11 protein-coding genes are annotated in these 14953 nt (G+C 66.5%); 5 read left to right on the top strand and 6 right to left on the bottom strand.

The annotated features are described in order from the left end of the window. Positions 1–40 precede the first annotated feature (40 nt). The 4 genes from AC5Y7D_RS05585 (at position 41) to AC5Y7D_RS05570 (ending at position 4634) form a co-directional block, all read left to right on the top strand. Entirely contained in the window at positions 41–625 is a 585-nt protein-coding gene (locus AC5Y7D_RS05585) for a TetR/AcrR family transcriptional regulator (protein WP_499922313.1), read from the top strand. A 2-nt stretch (positions 626–627) separates the two neighbouring features. Further along, positions 628–2001, top strand: coding sequence for a bifunctional lipase/adenylate cyclase LipJ (gene lipJ, locus AC5Y7D_RS05580; protein ID WP_499922312.1), 1374 nt, complete (start codon positions 628–630; stop codon positions 1999–2001). Between the two features lie 86 nt (positions 2002–2087). Continuing rightward, complete coding sequence (locus AC5Y7D_RS05575; protein WP_499922311.1) at positions 2088–4361, top strand: heavy metal translocating P-type ATPase; 2274 nt, start codon at positions 2088–2090, stop codon at positions 4359–4361. 54 nt (positions 4362–4415) lie between these two features. Then, the gene (locus AC5Y7D_RS05570) at positions 4416–4634 is read left to right on the top strand and encodes a heavy-metal-associated domain-containing protein (protein ID WP_499922310.1); all 219 of its coding nucleotides are present in this window, start codon (positions 4416–4418) and stop codon (positions 4632–4634) included. Here the strand turns inward: AC5Y7D_RS05570 and AC5Y7D_RS05565 are convergent. Beyond that, on the bottom strand, positions 4631–6538 hold the full coding sequence (locus AC5Y7D_RS05565) for a cytochrome c oxidase assembly protein (RefSeq protein WP_499922449.1): 1908 nt from the start codon (positions 6536–6538) through the stop codon (positions 4631–4633). The genes AC5Y7D_RS05570 and AC5Y7D_RS05565 overlap by 4 nt on opposite strands. A 126-nt stretch (positions 6539–6664) precedes the next feature. Here AC5Y7D_RS05565 and AC5Y7D_RS05560 point away from each other — a divergent pair, with 126 nt between their 5' ends. Continuing rightward, a complete protein-coding gene (locus AC5Y7D_RS05560; protein WP_499922309.1) occupies positions 6665–7294 on the top strand; it encodes a DUF5134 domain-containing protein in 630 nt (209 codons plus the stop codon). A gap of 28 nt (positions 7295–7322) precedes the next feature. On the opposite strand, the gene AC5Y7D_RS05555 is transcribed toward AC5Y7D_RS05560, so the two are convergent. From AC5Y7D_RS05555 to scoE, 5 genes are read right to left on the bottom strand one after another with little or no spacing between them, the layout of a single operon-like run. After that, positions 7323–11492, bottom strand: coding sequence for an AMP-binding protein (locus AC5Y7D_RS05555; protein WP_499922308.1), 4170 nt, complete (start codon positions 11490–11492; stop codon positions 7323–7325). Then, entirely contained in the window at positions 11479–11724 is a 246-nt protein-coding gene (locus AC5Y7D_RS05550; protein ID WP_499922307.1) for an acyl carrier protein, read from the bottom strand. Before AC5Y7D_RS05550 ends, AC5Y7D_RS05555 begins: the two co-directional genes overlap by 14 nt. Then, the gene (fadD10, locus tag AC5Y7D_RS05545) at positions 11717–13333 is read right to left on the bottom strand and encodes a fatty acid--CoA ligase FadD10 (RefSeq protein WP_499922306.1); all 1617 of its coding nucleotides are present in this window, start codon (positions 13331–13333) and stop codon (positions 11717–11719) included. Before fadD10 ends, AC5Y7D_RS05550 begins: the two co-directional genes overlap by 8 nt. 26 nt (positions 13334–13359) lie before the next feature. Continuing rightward, positions 13360–13923: an FcoT family thioesterase gene (locus AC5Y7D_RS05540; RefSeq protein WP_499922305.1), complete on the bottom strand. Its 564-nt coding sequence runs from the start codon at positions 13921–13923 to the stop codon at positions 13360–13362. Beyond that, a complete protein-coding gene (scoE, locus tag AC5Y7D_RS05535) occupies positions 13920–14789 on the bottom strand; it encodes a (3R)-3-[(carboxymethyl)amino]fatty acid oxygenase/decarboxylase (protein WP_499922304.1) in 870 nt (289 codons plus the stop codon). The genes AC5Y7D_RS05540 and scoE overlap by 4 nt, the downstream gene beginning before the upstream one ends. Between the last annotated feature and the right edge of the window lie 164 nt (positions 14790–14953).

The raw sequence follows: 14953 nt of genomic DNA, 5'->3' as shown, positions 1-14953 counted from the left end.
CAGTCGCCGTATCGGCTATCGAGGCGGGAATCAGCGCAACATGGCAGCGAGAGGTTCGGGAACCGGCACCGAGTCCCTCGACGCCGTCATTCTGGACACCGCGCGCGCAGTGTTCGAGACCTACGGGGTGCGCCGCGCGAACATCGAAGATGTCGCCGCCCGGGCGGGCGTCAGCCGCAGCACCGTCTACCGACGCTTCCCCACCAAAGACGAACTGTTCGAGGCCGTCGTACGGCGCGAGGCGGAGCTGTTCTTCACCACACTGGACCAGGCCACCACGGGCCGCAACCCGCAGGAGGCGGTGATCGAGACCTTCGCCCTGGGCGTGCGCCTCATCGGAGACTCACCGCTGTACTCGCGCATCGCCGAGAGCGAGCCCGAGCTGTTCGGCATGTTCTCGCGCTCAGACGTCTTCCCGATCGGCAAGTTCGCCGACGGCATCGCCCACACGCTGCGGCGCTGCGGCGCCGACGTCGCCGACGCCGACCTGGCCAACATCGCCGACGTTCTGCTGCGGGTCGCCCTGGGAATCATCGTGTTTCCGACCGATCGCCTGGACACCTCGGATCAGGCCGCGGTCCGGGACTACGCCGCGCGGTACCTGGTCCCGATCATTAACCTGTAGTCGTGGCGCAGGCTCCGCGGACTCGCTATGCCACCTGCGGCGACGTCGACATCGCCTATCAGGTTCTGGGCGACGGCCCGATCGATCTGCTCGTCTTGCCCGGCCCGTCTATCCCGATCGACACCGTCGACGCCGAGCCGTCGATGTACCGCTTCCACCGGCGCCTGGCGTCGTTCGCGCGGGTGATCCGCTACGACCAGCGCGGCATCGGCCTGTCCTCGCGGGTGTCATCGGACGCGATCGGACCGAAGCACTGGGCCCAGGACGCGATTGCCGTGATGGACGATCTCGGGTGCGAACGCGCGACGATTCTGGCTCCCGGCTTCACCACGATGACCGGCTTGGTGCTCGCGGCCGACTACCCCGACCGGGTGAGCAGCCTGGTGTGCATCGACGGTGCCGCTCGAACGCTGCGGGCACCCGATTACCCGATCGGCCACGAGATCACGGATATCGACCCCTTCACCACGATCGCCATCGAACCGGACGCCCTCGAGCAGGGCTTCGACATCCTGCGCATCATCGCTCCGTCCGTCGCCACCGACGATGCATTCCGGGCCTGGTGGGACATGGCCGGCAATCGGGCCGCCTCACCGAGCATGGCCCGGGCCATCATCACCGCCGTCCGGCATTCCGACGTGCGCGACACTCTGCCGCGCATCACCGCGCCCACGCTGGTGCTTCATCGCGACAACCGGAAGTTCAGCCCGATCGAGCATGGCCGCTATCTGGCCGATCACATCGCCGGAGCACGACTGGTCGAGCTACCCGGCGACGACTCGCTCTACTGGGTGGGCGACGCCTCGGCCATGCTCGACGAGATCGAAGAATTCGTCACCGGGGTGCGGGGCGGCGGAGATGCCGAACGGGTGCTGACCACGATCGTGTTCACCGACATCGTCGGCTCGACGCAACGGGCCGCCCTACTCGGCGACAACCGGTGGCGCGACCTGCTGGACAACCACGACACCATCGTCCGTCACGAGATCCAGCGGTTCGGCGGGCGTGAGGTCAATACGGCCGGCGACGGTTTCGTCGCGACCTTCACCAGCCCGAGCGCCGCCCTCGCCTGCGCCGACGCGGTCATCGACGCGGTACGGGTCCTGGGCATCGAGATCCGCGTCGGCATCCACGCCGGCGAAGTGGAGGTGCGCGGCGCCCAGAAAAGTGACGTCGCAGGCATGGCCGTGCACATCGCCGCACGCGTCGCGGCGCTGGCGGGTCCCAGCGAGGTGCTGGTGTCCTCGACGGTGCGGGACATCGTCACCGGCTCGCGGCACCGGTTCACCAGCCGCGGTGAGCGTGAACTCAAGGGCGTACCGGGCCAGTGGCGGCTGTGCGCGCTGATGCGTGAGCGGGCGACGGTCAGTTCCTGAGCCCGGGCCGCCGCCCGGCACACCGCTTGTACGCTGGGCATACCTCTTTGAAACCCATACCGACTGAACGGATACCGAGGAATACAGTGGCGACTCCGCTTGTGGCGGACTCCGAGCGGCACCGGGTCCGACTCGACGTTTCCGGGATGTCTTGCGCGGCGTGCGCAAGCCGGGTCGAAACGAAGCTGAACAAGCTGCCCGGAGTGCGGGCCTCGGTCAACTTCGCCACCCGGGTCGCGACCATCGACACCGTCGACGTTGCCGTCGAGGAACTGTGTGCGGCGGTTTCGCAAGCCGGTTACCAGGCGGTTCCGCACACCGAATCCACCTCGCCGGCGGCACCGGGTGACGACCCCGATTCCCGGCACGCCCGCAGCCTGCTGCGGCGACTGCTGGTAGCCGCGGTGTTGTTCGTGCCGCTGGCCGACCTGTCGAGCATGATGGCGGTCATGCCCAGCGCCCGGTTCCCCGGGTGGGGCTACCTGCTGGCGGCGCTGGCCGCCCCCATTGTGACCTGGGCGGCGTGGCCGTTCCACTCGGTTGCGTTGCGCAATGCGCGGCACCGGACGGCGTCGATGGAGACGTTGATCTCCGTGGGCGTCGTGGCGGCGACCGTCTGGTCCCTGGCGACCGTCTTCGTCCCGAAGCAGCCTCGCGAGACGCACGGGGTGTGGCAGGCGATTCTGCACACCGACGCGATCTATCTCGAGGTCGCCGCCGGTGTCACCGTCTTCGTGCTGGCTGGTCGTTACTTCGAAGCGCGCGCCAAGTCCAAAGCCGGCGGCGCGTTGCGCGCCCTGGCCGCGCTGGGCGCCAAGAACGTGACCGTGTTACTGGCCGACGGCGCGGAATTGGTGATCCCGGCCGGTGAACTCAAGAAGCGCCAGCGCTTCGTGACGCGGCCGGGAGAGACCATCGCCGCGGACGGGGTGGTCATCGAGGGAACCGGGGCTGTCGACGTCAGCGCCATGACCGGTGAAGCCACACCGCTGCGTGCCCACCCGGACACCGAGGTCGTGGGCGGCACCCAGGTGCTGGACGGCCGGCTGATCATCGAAGCCACCGCCGTCGGCGCCGACACCCAGTTCGCCGCGATGGTCCGGCTGGTCGAGGACGCACAGGCCCAGAAAGCACGCGCGCAACGCCTGGCTGACCGCATTTCGGCGGTCTTTGTGCCGGTGGTGTTCGCCATCGCGGCACTCGCCGGCACGGCCTGGCTGGTCAGCGGCGCCGGCGCGGAGCGCGCCTTCTCGGTGATGCTCGGCGTGCTGGTCATCGCGTGCCCGTGTGCCCTCGGCCTGGCGACGCCCACGGCGATGATGGTCGCATCCGGGCGCGGCGCGCAGCTGGGCATCTTCATCAAGGGATACCGCGCGCTGGAGACCGTGCACGGCATCGACACCGTGGTGTTCGACAAGACCGGCACACTGACCGTGGGTCACCTGAGCGTGAGCGCGGTGACGACCGCCGGCGGGCACGATCGCGAGGAAGTGCTGGCCCTGGCCTCGGCTGTGGAAGCGGCGTCCGAACATGCGGTCGCGTCCGCAATCCTCGCCGCATCGCCGGATCCGAAGCCGGTCAAGGATTTTGTGGCCGTCGCCGGCTGTGGTGTTTCCGGCGCCGTCGGCGGCCGCTTCGTCGAAGTCGGCAAGCCGTCGTGGATCACCCGCGGCACGCCGGCCGACGACCTGCTGGACTCGGCGCGGCGCGACGGTGAGTCGCGCGGAGAAACCGTGATCTTCGTCGCGGTGGACGGTGCGGCGTGCGCCGCCGTCTCGATCGCCGACTCGGTAAAGGATTCAGCCCCCGAGGCCGTCGCTGCCCTGCACCGTCGCGGGATGCACACGGTGTTGCTCACCGGCGACAACCGGGCTGCCGCCGACGCCGTCGCCGCGCGGGTGGGCATCGAGACCGTGGTCGCCGAGGTGCTGCCGGAAGGCAAGGTCGAGGTGATTCAGCGGCTACGGGAGCAAGGACGGACCGTGGCGATGGTCGGCGACGGCATCAATGACGGTCCCGCGTTGGCCGGAGCCGACTTGGGATTGGCGATAGGACGGGGCACCGACGTCGCGATCGGAGCGGCCGACATCATCCTGGTGCGCGACGACCTCGACATCGTGCCGCAGTCGCTGGATCTGGCGCGGGCGACCATGCGGACCATCCGGATGAACATGGTGTGGGCGTTCGGCTACAACGTGGCGGCCATTCCCATTGCGGCCGCCGGCCTGCTCAATCCCTTGATCGCCGGCGCCGCGATGGCGTTCTCGTCGTTCTTCGTGGTGTCGAACAGCCTGCGGCTACGCAACTTTGGCGCTTCCCTGCCGCCGAGTGGGAATTCCACGGCGCGACAAGCTGATTGAGCGTCATAAGCATCACGCTCGGCGGCGCCGCCGACACCCCGATAGGATCCGCTGATGGCCGAACAGACATTCTCCGTGACCGGGCTGCACTGCGCGGGATGCGTTGACACCATCACCGCCGCGTTGACCGCATTGAAGCCGGTGACTGCGGTCAGCATCGATCTGAACACCGAAGGCACTTCGGCAGTTCGGGTTTCGAGCAATGTCGAGCTGACCCGGGAGCAGGTTCAGGCCGCGCTGCGCGGTGAGGGCAACTTCACCGTCGTCGGCTAGCGCCGCATCCGAGATAGTTCCCGCAGCATCGCGTTGTATGCCTCCAGCTCGTCGTCGGCATAGTCGCTGTCGGCGTGCCGATCACCGCGGGAGGCGAGCTTGCGGTCCTGGCGCGCCCACTGGGTGACCAGCGCGACGATAACGATGATGACCGGCACTTCGGTCAGGCTCCAAGCAATTCCACCACCGAGATGCTGGTCGGCGATGATGCTGGACAACCACGGCAGGTTGACCGAGCGGTAGAACCTGTCGCCCACCGGTTCTGCCATGGTCATGAGCGCGATGCCGAAGAAGGCGTGAAATGGCATGACGGCGAACAACAGTCCGATCCGGCCCGGGTAGGGCAGTCGGCGCGGCCCCGGGTCGATACCGATGATCGCCCAATAGAAGAGATATCCGACCAGCAGGAAATGGACCGCCATGAACTCGTGGCCCCAGTGGTAGCGGATCAACGTGTCGAACAGCGGCGTGAAATAGACGACGTAGGGCGACCCCACGAACAGCACGAAGGCGATGATCGGGTGGGAGAAGAAGGCCGTGACCCGGGAGTGCAGCAGCCAGGTCAGCCATTCCCGCGGACCGGGTGGCTGGCCCTTGCCGGCGGCGGGCAACACCCGCAGCGCCAGGGTCACCGGTCCGCCCAGCACCAGCAGCACCGGAACGAACATGTTGAGGATCATGTGTTCGGCCATGTGCATGCTGAACATGGCCGATCCGTAAGCACGCACACCCGAGCCGCTGGTGACCACCAGGGACACACAGCCCGCCAGCCAGGACACCAGCCTGCCCACCGGCCAGGCGTCTCCTTTGCGTCGCAACAGGACATAACCCGTCGTATAGGCGACCGCCAGCACCACGCCGGCCGTTCCCACGAAACTGTCGAAGCGCCACAGCGTCAGGACCCTGGCGACCGTCGGTGGTTGCGGCAGTTCATACCCGAGGAACACGTCCCAGCCGGTGAACTGATGAGAAAGGAATCGCGGCGCGACCTGAGAGGCCATCGCGGCCATCGCACCCACTGCTGCGACCATCGCCAGCGCGCCACCCGCGCTGTCGCGGGCGAATCGCGGCGCTGAGCCGAACAACGCCCAGCAGTCGAACAACCACACCACCGTCAACAGAGCACCTGCGGCCAGGCCCAGTCGCGCGAAGTCCGACCCGAACGACACCACGAACAGCGAGAGCAGGACGCCGCCGTAGGTCACCGCCAGTGCGCCGAAGCCGACCTGCAGCACCTGCACCGCGCGGTTGGCGGTCGTCGCGGTCAACGCCGCGACCGCCTTGAGCCCGGTCAAGCCGGCCACGGCGACCGCAAAGACGATTGCGGCGCTGGTGGCGTAGTCGTGATCGGGACCCTGGCCGGCATTACCGGTCACCGCGGTAGCCACCACCCCGATCACGGTCGGCACCAGCAGCACCGCGTGGCCGAGCCAGCGGGTGCTCAACCGCAGCGTCACCGCCACGGGCAAGGCGAATACAGCCACCACGATCCAGGCGCGGGCGACCTCCGAGACGCCGATGGCGCCGAAGACCGCCCCGCCGCTCAGCAGCGCACCCGGCCGCACCCCGGTGTCATGCGCCGCCTGGACGAAGGCCATCGCCAGGGCGGCAAGCACCCAGGCCAGCGAGACTCGTTCGGCCACCAGATGGATTCGGAACGCCGGCGGGTCGATCAATCCGTCCGATTCCGGCCGCGCCGTCACCACAACCATGATCAGCGCGCCAAGACAGAAGGCGCCCAGCACCGAGGCGACGAAATAGCCCGCCGGTTCGGCGGCGCTGACGAAGGCACCCGGGGACGGGTTGCCGGCTTCGGCGTAACGACGCGGCCCGGAGATCAGCCCGTAGCCGGCCAGCGCAGTGGCGACGGCGAGAAATCCGCCGACCAGCGCCGCCCTCCGCATGAAGGCCGACCGGGCAGCGTCACTATCCACCCCTGCAGCTTACGACCGTGCGTCGTAGCGCCTCGTCGGCCATAACGCCTAGTGTTCGGTGACTGTGGGTCCCGCAGCCGAAAAGGCACCTCCGGCATGATTGACGATCTGCCGCTCCGTTGGCTGGTGACGGGGCTGTTCCTGGCCAGCGCGGTGGGTTTCGCGCTGGTCACCGACCGCAAATCCTGGACCTCGGTGGTCAGCCACGGCCTGCACCTCACGATGGCGATCGCGATGGCGGCGATGGCCTGGCCGCAGGCCCTCGGCTTGCCGCCGACGCCGGCCGAGGCATTTTTCCTGGCCGCGGCGTTGTGGTTTCTGATCACCGCCGTGCTCGCGGCCCGGCTGGTCGGGGCGCGCCTGGTGCGCGGCTACCACGCGGTGAAGATGGTGGCGATGGCATGGATGTATGCGGCGATGGGCGGACATCTGACGCCCGAACACCACCTGCCGTCCACGGACCTGACTCGGCCGGACATGGCCGACATGAACATGGCCGGAATTCAGGCAGCGCCGGCCGACGCTTCGCACGGTTGGGTCACCACGGTCAACTGGATCTGGGCCGCGGTCTTCGTGCTCGCCACCTTCCTGTGGGGTTACCGCTTCATCACGCTGCGGCGCCGGCGCGGCGTCCGGGTGTGGCGCACCCGGATGGGCAGCGCCGTTCAGGCGATGACAGCTGCCGGCATGGCGATCATGTTCGCCGTGATGGTGTTTCAGGTTTGACCCGGCTCAGACGCCCTGGAATTCCGGCTCAGACGCCCTGGAATTGGTGTGCCAGCAGGGTCCGCACCGACGGAGGCGGCGCGGCCAGTTCGGCGACACGTCCGACCCCGAGGGCGATGGTGGGGTGGTCCGCCAGATACTCGGCGTAGGAGCGCCCGCCCAGTCTCATGCCCAGGCTCACCCACGCATCGACAACCGACCATCTGCGCGGGTTCTCCTTGGCCCAGTCGCTGTCATCGAGCCGTCGCTTCCACTCCGCCACTTCGAGTTCGTCCAGCGTGAACTCGCCGAGCAGACCGGCATATTCGACGGCCTCGCCGCGCGCCACAGTGATCCCTCGCCCCAGGTCCGTGGCGTCCAGCAGGCGCAGGATCGCCGCAGCGGCGGCGCGGCCGGTGGTAACCTCCTCCGTCAATTGCACGGCGGGGTAGGCTCCCAGCGCGACACAGGCGTCGACCACCGAGACGAGGATGTCGGTCGAGTCCCGCAACCGACGGTCCTCGGCAAGCACCCGCGGCAACCGCACAATGGTGAAGTCGAGCCCGGCCGGTGCGCCCGCCACGACCAATTCCGCGAGAGACTTCGATGCCGCGTAGGGATAGGGCGCGACGCTGGGGTCGGTGACGTCCGGCGCGACGACATCGGCATTGACCACGAACGTCGACAAGTGCACCAGCCTGACGCCGCGGTTCGCGCACACCTCGACGACGGCGCGAACCAAATCCACGTTCGCCGTGCGAAGTTCGCGATAGGGAGTCAGCACGTTGGTGTTGCCGATGCAGTTGATCACGGTTCCGGCGCCGCTGTCCCGGACCAACTCGTGCAGATCCGCCGCACCGAAATCGGCCGAAAGCTGTTCAATCCGAACACCTTCGACATCCCGCAGGGCGGCCCACGGGCCGTGCTCGGGCCGCGACCGGGTCGCCAGAATCACATCGGGACAACGGCCCCCGGACCGTTTCAGGTCCAGGATGGCCCCGGCGAACCCGGTGCCCAGAATTCCCGACGCGCCGAGCACGATGATCGCCTCGCCGCCGGCGCGGCGTGACACGGCGCTGCAACCCGGTGTCCGTAGTTCCGCGAGGTCGCGCGCGATCTCCCGGGCCGTGGCCCGGTCCATCCAGGCGCCGGGCGCCGTTGCGGCAGTGGAGATGTCGGCAACCAGATTGGCGGCGGTGTCGGCACTGATCAGATCAAGGATCGACACCTGACGCCGCAAAACCCGCCTGGTGTCGGGCAGAATTCTGATCAGGTCCAGCGACCCGATGCCCTCGCCCAGCAGCGACGAGTCCGGCCCGATGACGGTCCCTAGGTGGCCGCTCCATGCCTGAGCGAGGCGGGTTACTGTCTCGTCGATCACGTCATCGTCGTGTACCGCGTCCGTGAACTCGGGCATCGTCCGCAAGCCGTGGCTGTCCACCTTCCCGTTTGGCTTCCTCGGGATACTGGGCGCGCCGACGACGAGGAAGGCGGATACTCCGAAGCCGACCAGAATGTGGCGGATGCGTGCGGCGGCCGGCGCATCCTCGCCCGCTTCGCGGGTCAGCGCGGTTTCGAACCACACTCCGAGACTTCCGTCGTGCACCTCGACGGCGACGTCGGTCAACTCGGGGTCCGCCGTTAGGCGCCTGGTGATCTCCGCAAGGTCGATGCGCTTGCCGGAAACCTTCACGACGTCGTCCTTGCGGCCGGCGAAGACGGGGAAACCGCCGGCGTCGACGACGGTGCGGTCGGCGGTGGCGAACGCTCGACGTCGTGAACCGTCAGCCGCGGCCACCGTGCCGAAGCTGCGGTCGTCGGTCCCGAGATATCCGGCGGACACCAAGTCGCCGACGATCACAACCTCGCCGAAGGCGATGAAGACCGAGTTGGGCACTATCGGTCGCCCCAGCCGCGACTGGGCGCCGGCCCCGACAGTCTTGCCGTCCCGGGCGATCGGCAGCGTAGTGACCACGACCGTGGTCTCGGTGGGTCCGTAGCTCGACACGAGCGAGACGTGTTGTCCCGCAGCGGAATCGATCCACTTGTCGACAACCCCTGGGCGAACGGCTTCACCCCCGATGACGATCTGGCGCAGGCGCGAACGCCGGATCGCATCGATCGCTTCGCCGTCCTCGCACAGCAGATGCCATATCGCGGTGGGCAAGTCGACGACCGTGGCCCGCGTGGTCACCAGATCGTGTGCCAGCCGCGGGAGGTCACCGCACTGCATCGCCGTCGTTCGCACCAGCCGCGATCCGACTGCGGCCGCACCGAAAACCTCTTCGACGCTGATGTCCGACGTCAGGGGCGCACATTGCAGGATGGTGTCCTGCGGCCGCCATCCGTAGGCCTTGGTGACCGCGGCACAGAACAGCGCCAGCGATCCGTGGTCGATGCGCACCAGCTTGGGCGCCCCGGTCGAGCCCGACGTCGGCATGACGTATGCCGTCTTCGTCCACAGCGAGATATCCTGCGCCACTTGCTCAATGCGGCTCCTGACCAACGAGCTCAAGTCGTCGTCCGAGGTCACCGGCAGCCGGACGGTGGTGACGTCGACGACGTGGGCTGTCACACCCTCGACGTCCTTGGCGATCGCGTCCGCCCGGGAGCGGAGTTGTTCGGGGGTATCGCAGATGCTGTATCCACAGCCCGCAAGGTGACAGGCGATCAAGCAATCCACGGTCTTGCCGGTGTTGTCGTCGGTGAGCACCATGACGTCACCGGGCACGGTTCCGTTCTGCGCCAGCCACGCCACCCACTGATGGACCGAGGGACGGCTCGCCAGCGTCTTCTCGACACCTGCGGCGTCCGTCAGGAACCACGCCGGCGCGGGCGGTCGGGGCGGATCGATCGTTGCATGGGCCCGGGCGACGGTGCCGTCCGGGCCGACCTCGAACCACTCGTTGACGGCCATAGCCATCGGCTGATCCCACCGGGCCACCATCGATTCGAGTGCCGCGGCAATCCGCTTCGCGACCGGCTGGTGGGTGCCGCTCCCGGGCAGATCCGCCCGGTCCCAGATGGCCAGCTGCAGAGTGCGTTCAGTTTCGTCCAGCACGCTCGCCACGGTCATGCCCTCGACCGGACCGATATCGGTTGCGACCGGGACTTCACTCAAGTACGGGCGCAGGCCTGGTGCGCACGCCTCGCGAATGAAGTTGAGCGTCAAGGCCTGCACGTGAGTAGTTCGGTTGATCGCCAGATACATTCGGCGGTAGTGCTCCTCGCGGAGCCACCGGCGTCGCACCGCTTTGACATAGCCGCGGTCAACCGCTCGCACGACGTCCTCTACCGACGCGAATGGGGCGAATCTGACCGGATGCGCCACCGAATTGACAAGGCAAGTCGTGACATTCAGTGCCGGGTCAGCGAACCTGTTGTCCACCGCGTGGACGAGCAGACTCTCGGTGCTTTGCCGCATTGCGGCGTCCACCGCCACGGCCGCGGCGGCCACCAGTACATTGAGCGGGACCTGCTGCGCCTCCGAGAGGTCAACGATCGCATCGAAGGCGGTGCCGGAGATGGACACGGATTCCTGCAGGACGCCTTTGGCGGCGGTTTCCGGAGTCGCATGCGAGCTCTGACCGGCACCGCCGCGGCGCGCTTCTTCGGCGAGCTCGCGCTGGACCGCCTTCGCAACGCGCTGCAGCGAATCGTCCACCTTGGCCTTCTCCCGCCGGTGGGCTTCGGCCAGTCTGGCCAAACCATCGGTGAGACAGCGTTTTTGCACACCATCGCCGGCGGTGAGGTGACGCGCCAGGTCCTCCTCGATGATCCCGGTGGCGCCGCCATCGACCACGAGGTGGTGCGCGTGCACGTCAAGCCCGGACACGTCGCCGTTCTCGTCGGTCCACACCGTGTAGCGCACCAGCGCCGTATCCAGGATGCCGGAGGACCAGGTGTGCTGCAGCTGGAAATCGTTTGGTGCCATTGCGGAATCACCCGGCCGCACGCGTACGATGTCGTCGAAGCGTAGGGCAAGTACGAGCTCGGGATACTCGGCCTGGTTTGCCGGCGTCTCGAGAACGCACAGCTGTATGGGATTTCCGCGGACGGTGGCTTCCAGGGCCGCCAGGAATCTGGGCAGCTGCAACGGGTGAAAGCGATATCGCTTGCCGATCAGGTACAACGACGGATCACCGTCCTGGAGCACCCCGTTGTAGACATTCTGTTGCGACCGGCTCAGCGGGATCCGGTCGGTTTCAGGCGCGCTCACGGAGGTTCTCCAGCTCGTGCACCCATCCCGCGATCGACAGGTTATCCGCCAGTCGCGAGGGCACTTCGGATTCCCGGTCCACGTCGAGCTTTTTCATCAGGAGTACGAAGCGCACCGAGTCCAGCCCCAGGTCGCGAAGGTCGGTGGCGTCACCTTCGGTCAGATCCGCTTGGTCGATGTACAGCACATCGCAGACGGCGGCGAATACCTTCTCCCGCAGCGTCTCAACCATGAGCGGTCGCTTCGGCTCTGCCGCCACTCAGCGAAGCAGCCAGCGAGGCCCGCATGACCTTGCCCGACTGGGTGCGGGGAATCTCGGCGACGATGGCGATCATCGAGGGTCGCGCCATCGATTCCGACTCTTGCCGGAAGCGCGCCGCGATCGCTTGCTTGAGCTTTCGCGCCGCCGACTCGTCCAGATCTGTCGACGGGACCACAGCCAGGCCCACCAAGGCTCCGAACTCCGGGTCGGGAATCTCGTAACACGCGGCCTCGCGGACACCCGAAGCTCCTTCGGCGATCCGGTCGACCTCGTCCGGTGCGATGTTCACGCCGCCGGAGATGAACATCTCCGAGGACCTTCCCTTGATGTAGAAGAAGCCGTCGTCGTGGCGCTCCAGCAGATCGCCGGTGTTGACCCATCCGTCGACCAGCGCCTCCCGGGTCCGCCCGGGATTGTTCCAGTACCCCAACATGTTCGCCGGCGACTTGATCCAGAGCGTGCCGAACGAGGCGCTCGGTGCGGCATCCGGCGCGGTGGGGCCGCCCGCGCTGTCGGGACCGGCCAGGTAGACCTCCACGCCGGGGTAGGGACGCCCCACCGCACCGGCCTCGATCTTGGCAATCGAGCCTTCGTCGGTGGGCAAGCACAAAGCCGTGCAGCCGGTTTCGCTGAGCCCGTATACCTGTGCGGTGCGAATGCCCATGGCTTCGATGAACCGGACGTCGGTAGCTATGGCCCGCGAGCCTCCGTACCCGACCAGCCGCAGCGCCGGAAGCTTCTGTTCGGTGGACTTCAGCTCGGAAACCAGCTTGGACAGCAGCGTCGGGACCACGCACGTCGTCGCGACCTCGTTCTCGGCGAGGATCTCCAGCAGGGACGTCGTGTTCTCACCGCCGGTGATGCACAAGCCGCCGCGCATCAAACAGGTGAGTATCCACCACAATCCGCCGATGTGGGTGGCGGGCAGCGGTGAGTAGGTGGTTTCACCCTCGACCCAGCTGACCCAGTTCAGGCCCGTGTCGCGCAAGATGTCTGGAACCGCGCAAAAGGTGCGATTGGCCAACAGCACGGCCTTCGGCTCCCCGGTCGTTCCGCTGGTGAAGATCATCGCCAGTGGGTCGTCGGCGCCGAGATCCGGGCATTGGCGGGCGGCCTCGGTGGCGGTTGCCGCGTCGGCCGGCGCTTCGGCGTTCAGGTCGACCGTGATCGCCGGTATGGAGCGCAGCCCGGGTGGCAGTGCGCGAGCGTCGGTCCTGCTCCGGGGCGCGATGAGAATCGCGCTCGGGGCTGTGATCTGCCCGAAGCGGTCGATGGTGGCCGGCGGCAGATTGCCGTCGGCCAGCACGGCGATCGCGCCCAGTTTCGCACAGGTCAGCACCGACAGGTACGTCTCGGGTCCGTTGTCCGAAAGGACGAGTATCCGGGATCCCGGCGGAACCGATTGCGCACGCAGCGTCGCGGCAAGTCTGTTCACCTCTGCGACGAGCCGGCCATAGCGCACTGCGCTGGTGCCATCGCACCGGCGTAGCGCGATCGCCTGTGGCCGCTGCCGCGCCTGGTCGAAGATCCGTTCCGCAACGGTGGCCGGCGATTGAGACGTGGACGGAAAATGAGACATAGCTGTCGGCGCTTTCCTCTGTTGCGCTACGGGATGTTGAGGGCTGCCAGCTCGACTTCGCCGGACGCGGCTCCGCCGTACTCGTCCCAGAACTCGATGGCGCACTTGATCGAGAGGTAGCGCAGGCTTCGCTCGATCACCTCGAAGTCCTGGCAGAGCAGGCGTGCGGAGAACTTCTGGGCGTGGATCATCCTCTTGAAGCGGGATGCCGTGTTCTTGATCAACATGCTGGGCAGCTGTAGGTCGAAGTAGTCCGAGATCGACCAGCCCCGCAACACCGGGATCTCCTCGTTGAGAATCGCCGGCGCGAATGCGCTGTATGCAAGCTGGTTGAAGCACAGAATCAATTCGGCTGCGTTGAAATGCCCCGTGCTGCGAATGTAGGCGGGCTCGCCGATACTGAAATTGCCGTACGCCAGCACCGAATCGGCGGTGGCTTTATAGCTGGCATCGATCAGATAGCGGCATCCTTTGTACTCGTAGGGGTCAAGGACCTTGACGAGGAGATTCTCCTCGATCGGAGCCGTGTCGCTGATATCGGTGAATTCCGCACGCGGCCGTGTGGAAGGGGACAGGGTGATGGTGCTCATGCTGCAAATCCTGGTGTCTCGAGACCGTCCAGCATTGTCAGACGGTGGGTGGTTAAATGACCTGCTGTGGTGCCGTGTTTCGCCCGGTGCATAAGGGCACGGTTGTCCCACAGAATGATGTCGCCTACTTCGTAGTGCTGGGTGTGAATGAATGGCGACTTGTACTCGTTGTCGAGTTGGCCCGTCGCTTCCATGAGCTGGTGCAGCACCGTCGGATCGAGCACATTTCCCTCTTTGTCCTCGATCTTGGTGGTACCGGTCGCGCAGATGTAGAGAATCTCCTGCCCGGTGTAGGGGTGCCTGATCACCGTCGGCCACTTGATCGGGGGCGTGGTCCGGTTGATCTCGTCCCAGACTTCCCCGATCGGCTTGTAGACGTCGCGCGGGCGGATCTTGATGTGACGTCGAGGATCGTGAGTGCTGAACGTGCCCCGAACCGGGTCCTGCCTGGCGGCCGGCAGCGACTCCCAGACCCTGGTGAGGTCGATGAAGTAGGTGCCGCGGTCATGTCCCGGCACGGTCAGCGGAAGCACCATGGAGAACGCGAACGGCTCCGGCATGAACATGTAATCGATATGCCAGAAGGCACCGGTTTTGGGGACTCCCTGCCCCTCCTCGGTGGAGGAGACGAAAATTTCCGGGTAATCCTTGTGATGGTAAACCGGCTCGTAGTAGGGAACTATCTCTCCGACGATTCGGCCGAGGGTGATTAATTGCTCGGGCGTCGGGTGGACGTCTTTGAGTATGACGAGTTTGTTACTGTAAACAATCTCGCGGATTTCCTCGGTGGAGACGGTGTCCAGGTTTGCGGGGTCCAGTCCGGTGACCTGCGCACCGAGTCCTTCGCCTTTTACATTGAGTGTCATCGATTGTCTTTCTTGTCTGGTCGATTGATAGGTCGTTCATGCCGCCTTCGGGGTGCGCCACAAACACGTCTTCCGGCGTCCTCAGCCGTGATGGTCCAACCCCCTTAAAGTGAATTCTTCCGATGCTGTCGCCGTATCGCCCCCCGGCCCGGCTTTTGGATAAA

The organism is Mycobacterium sp. NGS49, assembly GCF_059812565.1.
Note: the sequence above shows the minus strand (reverse complement) of the source record. Positions and strands in the feature narration are given on the sequence as shown.